The organism is Mesorhizobium sp. FG116 (genome assembly GCF_057809835.1).
Genome location: NZ_JBMDKS010000018.1, coordinates 98,725 through 113,800 on the forward strand (window position 1 = coordinate 98,725; position 15,076 = coordinate 113,800).

Here is a 15,076-nt window from a genome sequence, read left to right on the forward strand (position 1 = left end):
TCGCCGCATCTAGCCTTCACCTCGATCGCCATCGGCAGGGGACGGGCAATATCGAGGCATGGCGAACCGCAGCAACAGACGCATCGAGCCTAGCTTTGACGAACCGGCGCGCGGCGCCGCTTCTCTAGGCTTTTCGGTGCGCGAGGAGGATCGCGTCGTGCCCACCCGCAAGGCCTCAGCAAAACGCAAGTCATCCAAGGTGAAATCATCGCGTTCCAGCCGGCGTCGCTCGCGGCGCGGCCTGTTCGGCATTTTCACACGGCTCGCCTACTGGTGCTTCGTGCTTGCCATCTGGGGCGGCATCGCTGCCGCCGGCATGGTCGTTTACTACGGCGCCAAAATGCCGTCGGCCACCACCTGGTCCATCCCCGAACGAGCGCCCAACATCAAGATCGTCTCCGTCGATGGCCAACTCGTCGCCAATCGCGGCATGAGCGGCGGCGAAGCGGTGGGCTTGCAGGGCATGTCGCCCTATATCCCGCAGGCGGTCATCGCCATCGAGGACCGCCGCTTCTATTCGCATTTCGGCATCGACCCGATCGGCCTTGCCCGCGCGATGGTCACCAACGCGCTCAGCGGCCGCTTCTCGCAGGGCGGCTCGACGCTGACCCAGCAGCTTGCCAAGAACCTCTTCCTCAAGCCCGACCGCACGATTGAGCGCAAGGTGCAGGAAGTGCTTCTGGCGCTCTGGCTGGAGCACAAGCACACCAAGGACCAGATCCTCGCCATGTATCTCAACCGGGTCTATTTCGGTTCGGGCGCCTATGGCGTGGAGGCGGCTTCGCGCCGCTATTTCGGCAAGGGCGCGCGTGATGTCTCGCTTTCCGAGGCGGCGTTGCTTGCCGGCCTGCTCAAGGCCCCGTCCAGACTTTCGCCCGCGCGCGATCCCAAGGCTGCCGAAGAGCGGGCGCAACTGGTGCTTGCCTCGATGCGTGACGAAGGCATGATCTCTGGCAAGGAATACACCTTTGCCATGAGTGCGCCGGCCACGCGCTCGCCGTCCTATTGGACGGGCTCGGAAAACTACGTCGCCGACACGGTCATGGAAGAGTTGCCGGATCTGATCGGAGAGGTGGAGGGCGATATCATCGTCGATACCACCATCGACCTCAATCTGCAGAGGCTTGCCGAAAAGTCGATCCGCCAGTTGATCGACGCCAATGGCAAGAAGCTCGACGTCAGCCAGGGCGCGCTCGTCTCCATCGACAATTCCGGTGCGGTCAGGGCGATGGTCGGCGGCTACGACTATTCGACCAGCCAGTTCGACCGTGCTTCGGAGGCGCGTCGCCAGCCGGGCTCGGCCTTCAAGCCGTTCGTCTACATGGCCGCGCTGGAATCCGGACGTACGCCGGACAGCGTGCGCAACGACGCGCCGATCCGCATCGGCAAGTGGAAGCCCGAGAACTACGGCGGCAAGTACTACGGCAAGGTCACGCTGGCGACGGCTTTGGCCAAGTCGCTGAATTCCGTCGCGGCGCAGCTTACCATGGAAGTCGGCCCCGACGCTGTGGTCGAGGCTGCCCGGCGCATGGGCATCCAGTCCGACCTGCAGAACAACGTCACCATTTCGCTCGGCACGTCCGAGGTCACGCCGCTTGAATTGACCGCCGCCTATGTGCCGTTCGCCAATGGCGGCTACCGCCCGCCGGTGCATTTCGTCCGCCGCGTCACCACCGCCAAGGGCAAGGTGCTTTACGAGAATTCCGGCGGCAGCGCGCCGCGCGTCATCAAGCCGGAGATCGTCGGCATGATGAATGCGATGATGACCGGAACGGTCGAGACAGGCACCGCGCGCAAGGCTGCGTTTGCCTGGCCGTCGGCCGGCAAGACTGGCACCAGTCAGAATTCGCGCGATGCCTGGTTCGTCGGCTACACCGCCAATCTCACCACCGGTGTCTGGTTCGGCAACGACGACGGCCATCCGATGAAGAAGGTCACCGGCGGCGCGCTTCCGGCGCAGGCGTGGCACGAGTTCATGGTCGCCGCGCATGAAGGCGTGCCGGTCGCGCCCTTGCCCGGCACATGGAAGTCGAAGCCGTCCGATGCAATCGTCGATGGTGGGTCGGTCCGCAAGGTTCCGTCCGTCGATGTGGGCGCAGACCCCGCTCCGCTGGTTCCCGCCAACAAGCCAGCCCGCAACGTGCCGGTGGCTGACAATGGCGGCAAACTGGCAATGCCGAGCGACAACGGCTCTACCGCTTCGATCAAGCGCCCGGTGCCGCCCGGCGATGTCGGCGGCCCGACGAAAAAGGGCAACGGCTCGATCCTGGACCTTTTGACCGGCGGCTGACCTTTGGTTCTTCTCCCCGTTTTCGGGGAGAAGGTGGCGACAGGCAGATGTGAGGCGGCGGCCACCGCCAACCCTTTTCTAACAGCCGCCAGTTTTTCCAAGCACCTTTCCAAGCCAGCCCCGCTTGTCCGCTGGGGCAGCGCTGCCACCCCCTCGCCAGCGCGGATCGGTTCGGCTACATGTGTGCGCCGGAGAACAACGCATGGCCGATATGGACGCACGAAAGACCATTGTTTTGACCGGTGCCAGCCGCGGCATCGGCCACGCCACCGTCAAGCGCTTCTCGCGCGAAGGATGGCGCGTCATAACCTGCTCGCGGCAGGCGTTTGCCGAGGATTGCCCGTGGCCGGCCGGACCTGAAGACCACATCAAGGTCGATCTTGCCGACCAGGAAGATGTCGGCGTCGCCGTTGCGGAAATCCGCCACCGGCTCGAATCGCATGGCGGCCAGTTGCACGCGCTGGTCAACAATGCCGGCATCTCGCCGAAGATATCGGGCGGCACCCGCATGAACTCGATCGATACGCCGATGCATGTCTGGCGCGACGTTTTCCAGGTCAATTTCTTCGCGCCGATCATGCTGGCGCGCGGCCTGTTCAAGGAGCTTTCGACGGCAAAGGGCTCGATCGTCAACGTCACCTCGATTGCCGGCAGCCGCGTGCATCCGTTCGCCGGCACAGCCTATGCCACCTCCAAGGCCGCGCTCGGTTCGCTGACGCGCGAGATGGCGCATGATTTCGGTCCGCACGGCATCCGCGTCAATGCTATCGCGCCGGGCGAAATCGACACGGCAATCCTGTCACCGGGCACCGAAAAGATCGTCGAGACAATCCCGCTGCGCCGGCTCGGCACCACGGCGGAAGTGGCCGACATCATCTTCTTCCTGTGCTCCGGCCAGTCGTCCTACGTCACCGGCTCGGAAATCCACATCAACGGCGGCCAGCACGTCTAGGCGCAGCGCGCGAGCCTCAAATCAAGGACCGGGCTTAATTCTACAAAAAAGGTAGAATTTAGAAAAATCGCCTTTGCGCGGTTGGCCGCCTTCCTGTTTTATGCAGCAATAACGGGCCTCCGTCGCGGGCCGGGCAGGGCGCTTTCGCGCCATATGGGAAATTTATTCTTCGCCCTTCGCCGCTTTCAGAAAACAGATTGCATTCATTCAAGCGGCGCGCGAGTGCGTTTCTTCTGCTCTTTCCTGCACACGGCTAAAAATGCCAGCCTGTTCAGGACTTTACCGCAATGCCGCATGACACACCCAAGCTGAATGCTTTCCCCGTGTTCCTGCGGGTCGAAGGGAAAACCGTCGCCATCGTCGGCGACGGCGAGGAAGCGCTTGCCAAGGCAAGGCTGCTTGGCCAGTCGTCGGCTGAGCTTCGCATCATTGCCGAACACGCCTCTGCCGAACTGGCCGGTTGGATCGCGGCCAACGGCGCGACCCATGTCGCAGCACCCTATGAGCCTTCCCATCTCGAAGGCGCGGTCGTGGTCTTTGCCGCCAGCGGCGAAGAAATCCTCGACCGCCGCGTTGCGGAAGATGCGCGCCGCCTCGGCATCGCGGTCAACGCCGTAGACCGTCCTGAACTGTGCGATTTCTTCACGCCTGCGCTGGTCAACCGCGCGCCCGTCGCCATCGCCATCGGCACCGAAGGGGCGGGGCCTGTGCTTGCCCAGATGATCCGCGCCCGCATCGACCAGATGCTGTCGCCTTCGCTCGGCGCGGTTGCCTCGCTTGCCGTTTCCTTCCGTCACGCCGCCGAAAAGCTGTTGCCGAAAGGCGCTGCCCGCCGCCGCTTCTGGAGCGAGTTCTTCACCGGTGCGCCGGCGCAGGCGCTTGCCGCAGGTCGTCTTGTCGAGGCGCATGAGGCCGCCTCGCATCTGCTCGTCACCTCCGGCCGTTCATCGGGTCATATCGCGCTGGTCGGCGCAGGCCCCGGCGCGGAAGACCTTCTGACGCTTCGTGCGCAGCGCCTTTTGATGGAAGCCGACGTCATCCTCTATGACGCGCTGGTGCCGGAAGCCGTCGTCGCCATGGGCCGCCGCGATGCCGAGCGCGTGTCGGTCGGCAAGCGCAAGGGCTGCCACTCCAAGACGCAGGCCGAAATCAATTCCCTGCTGGTCGAGCTCGGCCGCGAGGGCAAGCGCGTCGTTCGTCTCAAGAGCGGCGATCCGCTGGTTTTCGGCCGGGCCGGTGAGGAAATGGCGGCGTTGCGCGATGCCGGCATCTCCTACGAGGTCGTGCCGGGCGTCACCGCGGCCTTCGCCGCTGCCGCCGATTTCGAACTGCCGCTGACGCTGCGCGGCGTCACCTCCTCGATGGTGTTCACCACCGGCCACGACCTCAAGGGCAATTCGCTGCCTGACTGGGCCAAGCTTGCCATCTCGGGTGCCACCGTCGCCGTCTATATGGGTCGCTCCGTTGCTGCCGAAGTCGCGGGCCGCCTGATCGATGCCGGCCTCGCATCCGACACCGCTGTCGCCGTGGTCGAAAATGCCAGCCTCGGCATTCGCCGCAAGTTCCACGGCACGCTGGCCGACCTGCCGTCGCTGCAGGTGCGCGACGATCTCGACGGTCCCGTCATGACCATCATCGGCGACGCCGTTGCCGGTGCCAATTTTGCCAACTCCGAAGCGCTTGCCGTCGGCAAGGCTCTCCACGCTCGCCCCGCCATCGAAGGAGTGAACGCATGAAGCTTCTGACCGCGAACCGGCTGAGCGACGGCGAGGCCGTCTGGTACGCCGACGGCGTCTGGGTCGAGACCATCGCCGAGGCGCTGATTGCCCATGACAAGGAAAGTGCCGAAGCGCTCGAAGCCATCGGCAACAAGGCGCTCGCAGACAATCTTGTCGTCGACGTCAACCTCATCGACATCGAGGTCATCGACGGCACGATCCACCCAACCCGGCTGCGCGAGCGTATCCGCGCCGCGGGCCCGACCATTCGCAACGACCTCGGCAAGCAGGCCCGCATCCCACAAGCCGCCTAGAGCATGACCCCGAAAAGTGGCCCCGGTTTTCGGACAAGGTCATGCTCGGGAAACGCAGCAAACAAACGGCCAACGGAACCACGACCATGTATCGCTATGATGAGTTCGACCACGATTTTGTTAAGGCCCGCGTCGCGCAGTTCGGCGACCAGGTCGAGCGCCGCATGGCTGGCGAAATCACCGAGGACGAGTTCCGTCCGCTGCGGCTGATGAACGGCGTCTACCTGCAGCTGCACGCCTACATGCTGCGCATCGCCATTCCCTACGGCACGCTGCATCCGCGCCAGTTGCGCATGCTGGCCCACATCGCCCGCAAATACGACAAGGGCTATGGCCACTTTACCACGCGCCAGAACATCCAGTTCCATTGGCCGGCGCTGTCGGATGTGCCGGCTATCCTTGCCGATCTCGCCACCGTCGAGATGCACGCCATCCAGACCAGCGGCAATTGCATCCGCAATGTCACCGCCGATCATTTCGCCGGTGCGGCCGCCGACGAGGTTGCCGATCCGCGTCCCTACGCGGAAATCCTGCGTCAATGGTCGTCGGTCCATCCGGAGTTTTCCTACCTTCCGCGCAAGTTCAAGATCGCGGTGACGGGTGCCGAGCGCGACCGCGCCGCTATCAAGACGCACGACATCGGCCTGCACCTGAAGAAGAACGAACAGGGCGAGCTTGGCTTTGCCGTCTATGTCGGCGGCGGGCTTGGCCGCACGCCCATCGTTGCCAAGAAGCTTCGCGATTTCCTGCCGCAGGAACACCTGTTGTCCTACGTCACGGCCATCCTGCGCGTTTACAACCTGCATGGCCGCCGCGACAACAAGTACAAGGCGCGCATCAAGATCCTCGTCCACGAAACCGGCACGGAAGAGCTGGCAAGCTGGGTCGAGGCCGAATGGCAGGCGCTGAAGGATGGCGAGCTGAAGCTGCCTGAACAGGATGTCGCCGCCATCCAGTCCTACTTCGCGCCGCCGCAGCTTGCGCCGCGTCCCGAGGGCGACGAAATTGTGCGCTTGGCAAAGCTTGATTCCCGCGCCTTTGGCGAATGGCTCGGCCAGAACGTCACCACGCATCGCAATCCCGATTACGCAGCGGTAACGATTTCGCTGAAGAGCATCGGCGAGACCCCCGGCGACATCAGCGACAGCCAGATGGAAGCCGTTGCCGACCTTGCCGAGCGCTACGCCAATGACGAGGTGCGCGTCACCCATGAGCAGAACCTCGTCCTGCCGCATGTCGCGCGCGCCGACCTCAAGGCGGTCTATGACGGGCTGGTGGAAATCGGCCTCGCCACCGCCAATGCCGGCCTCATCAGCGACATCATCGCTTGCCCCGGCCTTGACTATTGCGCGCTGGCCAATGCCCGCTCCATTCCGGTGGCGCAGCAGATCGCAAGGCGGTTTTCCTCGCTCGAACGGCAGCGCGAGATCGGTGAGCTGAAGCTCAAGATTTCCGGCTGCATCAATGCCTGCGGCCATCACCATGTCGGCCATATCGGCATTCTCGGCGTCGAGAAGAAGGGCGCCGAGCTTTACCAGATCACGCTCGGCGGCTCCGCCGACGAGAACACCACGGTCGGCGAGATCATCGGCCGCGGCTTCGGCCCTGACGAGATCGTCGATGCGGTCGAAACGCTGGTCGAAACCTATCTGTCCATTCGCAACGATCAAACGGAACGCTTCCTCGACGTCTACCGCCGGGTTGGTCCGGCGCCGTTCAAGGAGGTTCTCTATGGAGCAGAAGCCAGGGCCGCTTGATGGCGTTGCCCAAGCAGAAAGCGGTGTCGCTGCCGAGGCAGCGGGTCTTGATGCGCTCTATGGCCACCTCTCTGCGGCCGAGATCATCGAACGCGCGGTCTCGGAGTTGTTTGGCGGAAAGATAGCTGCGGTCTCCTCGTTCGGCGCGGATTCGGCGGTCCTGCTGCACCTGATTGCGCAGGTGGACCGCAGCCTGCCGATCGTCTTTCTCGATACCGGCAAGCATTTCGAGGAAACGCTTTCCTACCGCGACGCGCTCGCCGCCGATTTCGGGTTGACCGACATTCGCGTCGTCACCCCGGACGAGGCGGCGCTGGCGCGCATCGATCCGACCGGGCGCCTACACGAAACCAACGTCGATGCCTGCTGCGATGTGCGCAAGGTGGAGCCGATGGCGCGCGGCGTCGAGCCGTTCCGGGCATGGTTCACGGGCCGCAAGCGTCATCAGGCGTCGACGCGCGCCGCGCTGCCGGTCTTCGAGGCCGTCGGGCCGCGCATCCGCATCAATCCGCTGGCGCATTGGACAACGTCGGATCAGGCGGACTATATGCGCGCGCATGCCTTGCGGTCGAACCCGCTGGTCGCCTATGGCTATCTTTCGATCGGCTGCTTCCCATGCACGAAGCCCGTCGAAGAGGGGCAGGATGCGCGCAGCGGCCGCTGGGCTGGTCATGCCAAGACCGAATGCGGTATTCATCTCTCCGGATTGGAAAATTCGCTGACCGACGCTTCTCTCTAAAGCATGATCCCGAAAAGTGGGTACCGGTTTTCGGACAGGATCATGCTCAAACAAATACGCGGCATGATCCCGAAAAGTGGGTACCGGTTTTCGGACAAGATCATGCTCAAACAAATACGCAGCATGATCCCGAAAAGTGGGCACCGGTTTTCGTACTGGATCACGCTCAAGTAACCCTTAGGATGCGCCTGCATGACTGATCAGACGCCAGAGACAGAAGTCCGCCTCTGGACCCCGCAGGGTTTTCGCGAGGACGAGTGGACCCATGCCGAAAGTGCGGAAGCACTTTCAGGCAATGGCCGCTTCATCCTGCCCTTGCAGGCGTTCCTCGACCTCGATCCGAAGGAGCGGGAACTCGCCAAGGAGCGGCTCGGCGTCGTCTTGCAGCCGGGCGACCAGTTGGAGGCCATTGCCGGCCTGCTCGACACGCTTTCGCTGGTGGCGCTGGCGTTCCCGGCCTTCACCGATGGACGCAGCTTTTCAAAGGCTGAGCTGTTGCGCAGCCGCCATGGCTTTGCGGGCGCGGTGCGCGCCATCGGCAAGGTTCTGGTCGACCAGTTGCCGCATATGCTGCGCGTCGGCTTCACCGAGTTCGAGATTTCCAACCCGGTGCTTTTGAAGCGGCTTGAAAGCGGCGATGTCGGCGGCTTGCCGCTCTACTACCAGCCTGCCGCCAAGCCGGCCTCGCCCGGCAGCACATATTCGTGGCGGCGCACGCCCGGCACGTGACTTTGCCGTAAGCCTCTATCGAACAGGCTCAGCCTGCCGCGTGCGCTTCGCGGAAGGTCACTAGTTTGCCGCGCGTTTCGTCCCACAGCGCCAGTTTCACGAAACGAAAGCTGTCGATCAGCGTGATGCGGCCGATGGTTTTCAGTTCCGGATGATCGCGCAACACCTCGGGCAGCCGGTAGTGAGGCACCTTGGCGGACAGATGGTGCACATGGTGGATGCCGATATTGCCGGTAAACCAGCTCAGCAGGGCCGGCAGGTCGTAATAGGACGATCCGTACAAGGCCGCGTGCTGGAACTCCCAGTCCGGCTCCCTTGCCCACTCCGTTTCCTCGAACTGGTGCTGCACGTAGAACAGCCATATGCCGATTGACCCGGCGAGAATGACGATCGGCAGATGGACGACGAGGAATGCGCCGAGCCCGACGAACCAGGCGGTGAAGGCAACGGCAAACGCGATGGCGACGTTGGTGGCCATGGTGGAAACCCAGGGCGTCATGCCATCCTTCATCATGCCCACCGGCAGTCTCTGCTCAAACACGAACAGCCAGGTCGGGCCGATGCCGAACATCACGAGCGGGTGCCGGTAGAGCCGGTAGGCGATCCGGCGGCGCAGCGGCAGCGCGCGATATTCACCGACGGTCAGCGTCTTGATGTCGCCCATGCCGCGCTGGTCGAGGTTGCCGGCACTGGCGTGGTGAACCGCATGCGCGCGCCGCCAGTAGTCATAGGGCGTGAGCGTCAGGACGCCGAGCACCCGGCCGGTCCAGTCGTCCGCATGGCGGTTGGCGAAGAAGGAGCCATGGCCGCAGTCATGCTGGATCATGAACAGGCGCACGAGAAAGCCGGCAGCCGGAATGATCAGCACGAGGCCCCACCAGTAGCCATAGGCGTAGGCCGCCCACGTCAAGGCCCAGATGGCTGCAAACGGGAAGAAGGTGATGGCGAGTTCAAGGGCGCTGCGACGCCGGTCAGGCTTCTTGTAGCGCGCCAAAATCTTGATCCAGGCGCGTTTGCTGCTTGCAACCGCTTCGGGGGAAATCATGTTCATCAGAAAACTTAGACAGCCAGCTTCTGCCCGACAAGATGAAACGGGGTCGGCAAATGGTCTTATTGTCACGTATGCGAAATCCGTGCCCGGTACCGGCCCGGTTTCGAACTCTAGATGCCGGCTTTCCTCTCCGCGTCCTTCAGCTCGTCGAGGAGGGCTTGCAGATGCTGGGGAATATCGTTGACCACTTTGAAGGCAGGCATTTCGCGCAATTGCCGCCGCGTCGTCGGCATTGCGGCTTGCTTCCTGATCGTGCGGGCCAGTTCGCCCAGCTTCTCGCTGGCACTTGTCTTGCTGGCTGTGCGGGTCATCGTTTCAAATCCTTTACTGGCTTCGAAACTCCCTGTTGTCGCAGATGGTTCCCGCATTGCAGCACGAATGCAAACGCTAGCCGTCAACAGGGTAAAATTTGATTTAATCTGGAACATTGTCCCAGCAGGTCGAGTTCAATGCCCGATAGGGGCCCGATAGGCCTGCACAAGACAGCGCACCCCTTGATTTTTGGCTGCCGAACCTCGATATCGGGCGCAACTTCCAAACCGTTGAGATGATGGAAAACGCGATGAGCGACCAGGCAAAAGACGAACGCGCGCCCGACGAGACCGAGGCCACGCAAGACGCTGTCGAACGCACCGAAGGTGGCGTCGAAGGCGACTACGAAGCCTTGATGCGGCTTTTGAAGGAAAACGAGGAACTGAAGGACCGGGCGCTGCGCGCCGCTGCCGAAATGGAGAACCTGCGCCGTCGCACAGCGCGCGACGTGCAGGATGCGCGCGCCTATGCGATCGCCAATTTCGCGCGCGACATGCTTCAGGTGGCCGACAACCTGCAGCGCGCGCTTGATGCCATTCCGGCCGAAGCCAAGGCGTCGGGCGACGCCGGGTTCAAGGCGTTGATCGAAGGCGTCGATATCACCGCGCGCGGCATGATCGGCACGCTCGAGCGCCATGGCGTCAAAAAGCTCGAACCGAAGGGCGAGAAGTTCGATCCGAATTTCCACCAGGCCATGTTCGAAGTGCCAAATCCGGAAATCGCCACAGGTACGGTGGTCGAGGTCGTCCAGCCCGGCTATTCGATTGGTGACCGCGTGCTGCGCCCGGCCATGGTGGGCGTTTCCAAGGGTGGCCCCAAGCCCGCAGCCAGCACCGCTGAACCGGGCCCGGTCAACGAGCAGGCCGAAAAGGACGCGTAAGGGGAGGGCGGCAGGGCCTTGCGCCCTAGCGCGATCCGGTAAATTCTGACTGCCCTACTGCCCTACTGCCCTACTGCCCTCTTGAACCGCGTCCCATGAACGCCATCACGCTCTTCGATTATTCAGGCGTTGCCGTGTTCGCGGCGACAGGGGCGCTTGCCGCCTCGCGCAAGCAACTCGACATCATCGGCTTCCTGTTCCTGGCCAGCGTCACCGGCATCGGCGGCGGCACCTTCCGCGACCTCATCCTCAATGTGCCGGTGTTCTGGGTCAGCAACCGAGACTATGTGCTGATCTGTGCGGCGGTCGCGGTGCTTGTCTTCTTCACCGCGCACCGGGTCGAGTCCCGCTACAAGCTGTTGCTTTGGCTCGACGCCATCGGCCTTGCCGCCTTCGCGGTCATGGGCGCTGCCAAGGGATTGGCCATCACCGGCTCGCCGCTGGTCGCAATCATAACCGGCATGCTGACGGCGACTTTCGGCGGCATATTGCGCGATCTTCTGGCCGGCGAACCGTCGGTGCTGCTCAAGCCCGAGGTCTACGTGACGGCGGCGCTTGTGGGGGCCGCTGCCTATACGCTCGGCGATCTTGCCGGCCTACCGCCGCTCCTGTCGGAGATCGGCGGATTCCTGGCAGCCTTCATCGTGCGTGGAGGCGCGCTGAAATTCGGCTGGTCGTTCCCGGCTTACAAGAGCCGGCCCGGCCGCAATCCCGAAGACATTCCGTAGCGCTCGAAAAATTCAGGCCGCGAAGCGCTGGCCATCGCCGCCATAGTAGTTGACGTAGCGCGCGCCGATTTCCTTCACCGGCATCACCACCAGCACATCGACTGTCGAGAAATCATGATCGATGACGCAGCCGTCGCCGATGCGTGCGCCAACGCGCAGGTAGCCCTTCACCAGCGGCGGCATGGCGGCGATTGCCGCCTTGGCGTTCACCGCCTCGATCGGCATCAGATCCATCGGGCAGTAACGGTGCGGCAAGGCGCGCACGTCCCAGGCAGCGTCCGTGCGGCAGTGGTGGGCGAGATAGGTCAGCGCCTCGGCGTGCGCCGCCGGCACCGTGCCGTGGAAGGACGCGCAGCCGGTCATCACGCCGATCTCGTAGTGGTTGATGTAGGCCCAGATGCCCTGCCACAACGCCTCGATGGTGCGCTTGGAGCGATAGTCCGGCAAAACGCAGGAGCGGCCAAGCTCAAGGAAGCGCTGGCCCGGATGGCGCGCCACCAGACGCGTCAGCTCGAACTCGCCTTCGGAGTAGAAGCCGCCGGCAGCAACCGCCGCTTCCTGCCGCAACAGGCGATAGGTGCCGACGATGCGGCGATGTTCGGGGCCGGGAAGGCTGGTGTCGAATACCAGAAGGTGGTCGCACAGCGGATCGAAATGATCGATGTCGCGCTGGTCGAGCAGATGGAGCCGGCCCTTGCCGGCGCCCAGTTCATCGTAGAATACGCGGTAGCGGATTTCCTGCGCGGCTGCGATCTCCGCGTCGTTGCGGGCCAGCCGCACTTCCAGATTGCCGATACGGCCAAGCGGCGCGCCCGGCACGAAGGGTGTGGACTTCTGCGCCGATACCAGGGCCGGGCCGGCTTCGGGCTTGGCATCACCTTGCCGAATCGCTGACTGCACGAGTGATTCTCCTTCGAGCCATCCCTCTTGGCGCGGGGATACGATGGTGGTGCAACAGGATTGTGACAGTAGCGTGATACTGTGTGATGGGCAATGATTGGCCGGGAAATGAACAGGCCAAGCCGGCTCAGGATCGGCACCGGCACCGAGCGGAAAAACGCTCAGGCCGTGAGCTGTTCCTGAATGGCGTCCACCAGCGCCTGCGGGTCGAGCGGCTTGGTGACGAAACCCGAAGCCCCGTGCGCCAGCACCGCATGGCGGGTCTTTTCCTGACTGTCGGCGGACAGAACCATGATCGGGATCGGCGGCAGGCCCTGTTCTTCCTCGTGCCGGCGGATGATGGCGATGGCATCCATGCCGTCCATCACCGGCATGTGCAGGTCCATAAGCACGACATCGTAGCGGTTGCGGCGGCCAATGCTGACCAGCGCCTCGACGGCTTCCTTGCCGTTGCCGACCACGTCCACCCGGTGGCCCGCCTTCAGCAAGGTCGCGCGGGCAAGCATGGCGTTGATCTCGTTGTCCTCGGCGATCAGCACAGACAGGCCGGGGCCGCGCTTGGCCGGGGCCTTGCCGCGCGTGGTGCCGCGTTTCTGCGGATTGGCGGCCGCCACCACCGCCGTCTGGCCGGCAACCAGCACGCGCAAAAGGGTTTCGCCGCGCACCGGCCGCGCCAGGAAACTGGCGTAGCCGTTGGCGCGATATTCGCCCAACCGGCCGCGATCGGTCGGCGCGATCAGCGTCACGGCTTCGCTCGATGCAAAGCCCGTCTGGCGCAACTGCTTCAGCACGCGCCCGTCGCTTTCCTCGATTGCTGCGTCAACCATCAGAACGTTGGAGCCGTTGGCCAGCGCGCTCGCCCTTGCCGGCGTTTCGGCAAGGGTGACCGTGCCGCCATAGGCGCGGATGGTGCTGGCAATCGCCTCTGCCTCTACCGTGTTCCTGGACACGATCACCACGCTGCGCCCGGCCAGCATATTGTCGCGATTGTGCGGCGGTTCGGTCGCCTCAGTGGCGGGGATTTCGAAGACGAACTCCGCGCCCTTGCCGATGGTGCTCGACACCGAAATCGTGCCGTCCATGGCCGTTACCAGCCGCTTGGAAATGGCGAGCCCCAGCCCCGCGCCGCCATGCCTGCGCGTCGACGTGCCATCGACCTGCTCGAATTCCTCGAAGATGCGCTCAAGGTCCACCTGCCGCATGCCGGGCCCGGTATCGGTCACGGTGAAGCGGATGCGGTCGGCCCCGTCGGTCAACTGGCGCGTGATGCTCAGGAATACGCCGCCGCTGTCGGTAAATTTGATGGCGTTGCCGATCAGGTTCAGCATCACCTGCCGCACCCGGCCCGGATCGGCGCTGATCGTCTGCGGTACGTTCGGCGCGACGTGGCAGCCGAGGCCGATGCCCTTGGAATAAGCGCGCGAGGCCAAGAGCTCGACGATGTTGTCGGCCAGTTCGCGCACCGACATCGTCTGCGGCTCGGGGTCGAAGCGGCCGGCCTCGATCTTGGAATAGTCGAGCAGGTCCTCGATCAGCGCCAGAAGCGCGCTGGCCGAGGTGGAAACCGCGCCGACATAAGTGCGCTGTTCGGGCGACAGATCGGTGTCGGCCAGAAGTTTCGCCATGCCCATGATGCCGTTCATCGGCGTGCGGATTTCGTGGCTCACCGTGGCGAGGAAGCGGGACTTGGCCTGGCTGGCGAACTCGGCCCGCTCGCGCGCCGTGATGAGCGACGATTCGGCGCGCTTGCGGTCGGTAATGTCGCGGGCAATGGCGCGGTGCGATACCGAGCCGCTTTCCTTGTCGCGCACGGAAAGCTCGATCCACGAGAACCAGCGCTGGCCGTTCGGCGTGCGGATGCCGACATCGGTGGAGCTCAGGCAGTCATGGTCTGAAAAGGCGGCGTCGGGAACGATGCCGATGTCGATGCCGAGTTCGGCCAGCGTCATGCCGGGCAGGTCGTGCGCATCGACGCCGACCAGATCGGCGAAGACCTTGTTGGTGTAGACGATGTTGCCTTGCCGGTCGCGATGCACGACGAGGTCGCCCAGCGCATCGATCAGGCCGCGGAAGCGTTCCTCGCTTTCCTGCATCTCCCACATGCGGTCGGCCAGCGTCTCGACCTCGGCGCGGCTGCGGGCCACGTTGGTGTCGCGGATGCGGTTGGCCTTGTTCTCGGTGTGGCGGATGCGCCAGTGCATCGCCAGGCCGCAAGCAACCGTTACAAGAAGGCTCAACGTGACATAGCGCGGCGCGCCGCTCAGGTGGCCGACGCCCGCCAGAACGAGAATGACGGCATAGGTCAACAGCGGCAGGGCATCTGGAAGGAAGCGCGGCAGTTTCGGTGCCAGCGGCGGCGGCTCGACCTGCAGGCGGCGCAGTTGCGGCGGCGGAATCTCACCGCTGCTTTCGATCTGCTTCACCAGTTCAAGAGTAGGCCGTGCGTTCATGGCTCAATGCATGGCACACAGACATTAGGGAAGATTTCGGGGGATCGGTCGAATTTTATCGATCCTGTGGAAGTTTGCGTTATCGAGGTAACGGAGAGGGGATTTTAGGTGGTCCGTTTGCGGCTCGGATGGGGGGTATGTAGCGTGGGCGCGGAAGCTGCGCTCCTCTCCCCGTTTACGGGGGTGAGCAGCCGGTTCGCGAAGCGAATTCATCATGCCGGTGGCATGATGAAAGGCCAGCGAACGCCGGGTCGCT

13 protein-coding genes are annotated in these 15,076 nt (G+C 63.7%); 9 read left to right on the forward strand and 4 right to left on the reverse strand.

Going from position 1 to position 15,076, the window contains the following annotated elements:
• Positions 1-58 precede the first annotated feature (58 nt).
• The 7 genes from ACODTY_RS15240 (at position 59) to ACODTY_RS15270 (ending at position 8,499) form a co-directional block, all read left to right on the forward strand.
• Positions 59-2,290 (forward strand): transglycosylase domain-containing protein, encoded by a 2,232-nt coding sequence (locus ACODTY_RS15240; RefSeq protein WP_488995059.1) that lies wholly within the window; start codon positions 59-61, stop codon positions 2,288-2,290.
• Between the two features lie 202 nt (positions 2,291-2,492).
• Complete coding sequence (locus ACODTY_RS15245; protein WP_488995060.1) at positions 2,493-3,242, forward strand: SDR family NAD(P)-dependent oxidoreductase; 750 nt, start codon at positions 2,493-2,495, stop codon at positions 3,240-3,242.
• A 287-nt stretch (positions 3,243-3,529) separates the two neighbouring features.
• Complete coding sequence (gene cysG, locus ACODTY_RS15250; protein WP_488995061.1) at positions 3,530-4,978, forward strand: siroheme synthase CysG; 1,449 nt, start codon at positions 3,530-3,532, stop codon at positions 4,976-4,978.
• Positions 4,975-5,274, forward strand: coding sequence for a DUF2849 domain-containing protein (locus ACODTY_RS15255; protein ID WP_488995062.1), 300 nt, complete (start codon positions 4,975-4,977; stop codon positions 5,272-5,274). Before cysG ends, ACODTY_RS15255 begins: the two co-directional genes overlap by 4 nt.
• 86 nt (positions 5,275-5,360) lie before the next feature.
• Positions 5,361-7,031: a nitrite/sulfite reductase gene (locus tag ACODTY_RS15260; RefSeq protein WP_488995063.1), complete on the forward strand. Its 1,671-nt coding sequence runs from the start codon at positions 5,361-5,363 to the stop codon at positions 7,029-7,031.
• Positions 7,006-7,770 (forward strand): phosphoadenylyl-sulfate reductase, encoded by a 765-nt coding sequence (locus ACODTY_RS15265; RefSeq protein ID WP_488995064.1) that lies wholly within the window; start codon positions 7,006-7,008, stop codon positions 7,768-7,770. The genes ACODTY_RS15260 and ACODTY_RS15265 overlap by 26 nt, the downstream gene beginning before the upstream one ends.
• Before the next feature lie 192 nt (positions 7,771-7,962).
• Positions 7,963-8,499, forward strand: coding sequence for a DUF934 domain-containing protein (locus ACODTY_RS15270; protein ID WP_488995065.1), 537 nt, complete (start codon positions 7,963-7,965; stop codon positions 8,497-8,499).
• A gap of 28 nt (positions 8,500-8,527) precedes the next feature.
• On the opposite strand, the gene ACODTY_RS15275 is transcribed toward ACODTY_RS15270, so the two are convergent.
• Both ACODTY_RS15275 and ACODTY_RS15280 read right to left on the reverse strand, forming a co-directional pair.
• Positions 8,528-9,550, reverse strand: a complete 1,023-nt coding sequence (locus tag ACODTY_RS15275; protein WP_488995066.1) for a fatty acid desaturase — start codon at positions 9,548-9,550, stop codon at positions 8,528-8,530.
• A 110-nt stretch (positions 9,551-9,660) separates the two neighbouring features.
• Positions 9,661-9,861: a hypothetical protein gene (locus ACODTY_RS15280; protein ID WP_488995067.1), complete on the reverse strand. Its 201-nt coding sequence runs from the start codon at positions 9,859-9,861 to the stop codon at positions 9,661-9,663.
• 209 nt (positions 9,862-10,070) lie between these two features.
• On the opposite strand from ACODTY_RS15280, the gene grpE reads away from it, so the two are divergent.
• Entirely contained in the window at positions 10,071-10,742 is a 672-nt protein-coding gene (gene grpE, locus ACODTY_RS15285) for a nucleotide exchange factor GrpE (RefSeq protein ID WP_488995072.1), read from the forward strand.
• Positions 10,743-10,837: 95 nt separating this feature from the next.
• Positions 10,838-11,470 (forward strand): trimeric intracellular cation channel family protein, encoded by a 633-nt coding sequence (locus tag ACODTY_RS15290; protein ID WP_488995068.1) that lies wholly within the window; start codon positions 10,838-10,840, stop codon positions 11,468-11,470.
• 12 nt (positions 11,471-11,482) lie between these two features.
• Here the strand turns inward: ACODTY_RS15290 and olsB are convergent, their stop codons facing one another.
• Together olsB and ACODTY_RS15300 are read right to left on the reverse strand one after the other, a co-directional pair.
• A complete protein-coding gene (gene olsB, locus ACODTY_RS15295) occupies positions 11,483-12,319 on the reverse strand; it encodes a l-ornithine N(alpha)-acyltransferase (RefSeq protein WP_488995073.1) in 837 nt (278 codons plus the stop codon).
• Between the two features lie 212 nt (positions 12,320-12,531).
• Entirely contained in the window at positions 12,532-14,820 is a 2,289-nt protein-coding gene (locus tag ACODTY_RS15300) for an ATP-binding protein (RefSeq protein WP_488995069.1), read from the reverse strand.
• Between the last annotated feature and the right edge of the window lie 256 nt (positions 14,821-15,076).

What these genes read in the sequence shown, in the direction of transcription:
- ACODTY_RS15240 (WP_488995059.1), top strand. Translation starts at nt 59, where the DNA reads ATGGCGAACCGCAGCAACAGACGCATCGAGCCTAGCTTTGACGAACCG.
- ACODTY_RS15300 (WP_488995069.1), bottom strand. Translation starts at nt 14,820, where the DNA reads ATGAACGCACGGCCTACTCTTGAACTGGTGAAGCAGATCGAAAGCAGC.
- ACODTY_RS15270 (WP_488995065.1), top strand. Translation starts at nt 7,963, where the DNA reads ATGACTGATCAGACGCCAGAGACAGAAGTCCGCCTCTGGACCCCGCAG.
- cysG (WP_488995061.1), top strand. Translation starts at nt 3,530, where the DNA reads ATGCCGCATGACACACCCAAGCTGAATGCTTTCCCCGTGTTCCTGCGG.
- ACODTY_RS15280 (WP_488995067.1), bottom strand. Translation starts at nt 9,861, where the DNA reads ATGACCCGCACAGCCAGCAAGACAAGTGCCAGCGAGAAGCTGGGCGAA.
- ACODTY_RS15260 (WP_488995063.1), top strand. Translation starts at nt 5,361, where the DNA reads ATGTATCGCTATGATGAGTTCGACCACGATTTTGTTAAGGCCCGCGTC.
- ACODTY_RS15265 (WP_488995064.1), top strand. Translation starts at nt 7,006, where the DNA reads ATGGAGCAGAAGCCAGGGCCGCTTGATGGCGTTGCCCAAGCAGAAAGC.
- ACODTY_RS15275 (WP_488995066.1), bottom strand. Translation starts at nt 9,550, where the DNA reads ATGAACATGATTTCCCCCGAAGCGGTTGCAAGCAGCAAACGCGCCTGG.
- ACODTY_RS15245 (WP_488995060.1), top strand. Translation starts at nt 2,493, where the DNA reads ATGGCCGATATGGACGCACGAAAGACCATTGTTTTGACCGGTGCCAGC.
- ACODTY_RS15290 (WP_488995068.1), top strand. Translation starts at nt 10,838, where the DNA reads ATGAACGCCATCACGCTCTTCGATTATTCAGGCGTTGCCGTGTTCGCG.
- ACODTY_RS15255 (WP_488995062.1), top strand. Translation starts at nt 4,975, where the DNA reads ATGAAGCTTCTGACCGCGAACCGGCTGAGCGACGGCGAGGCCGTCTGG.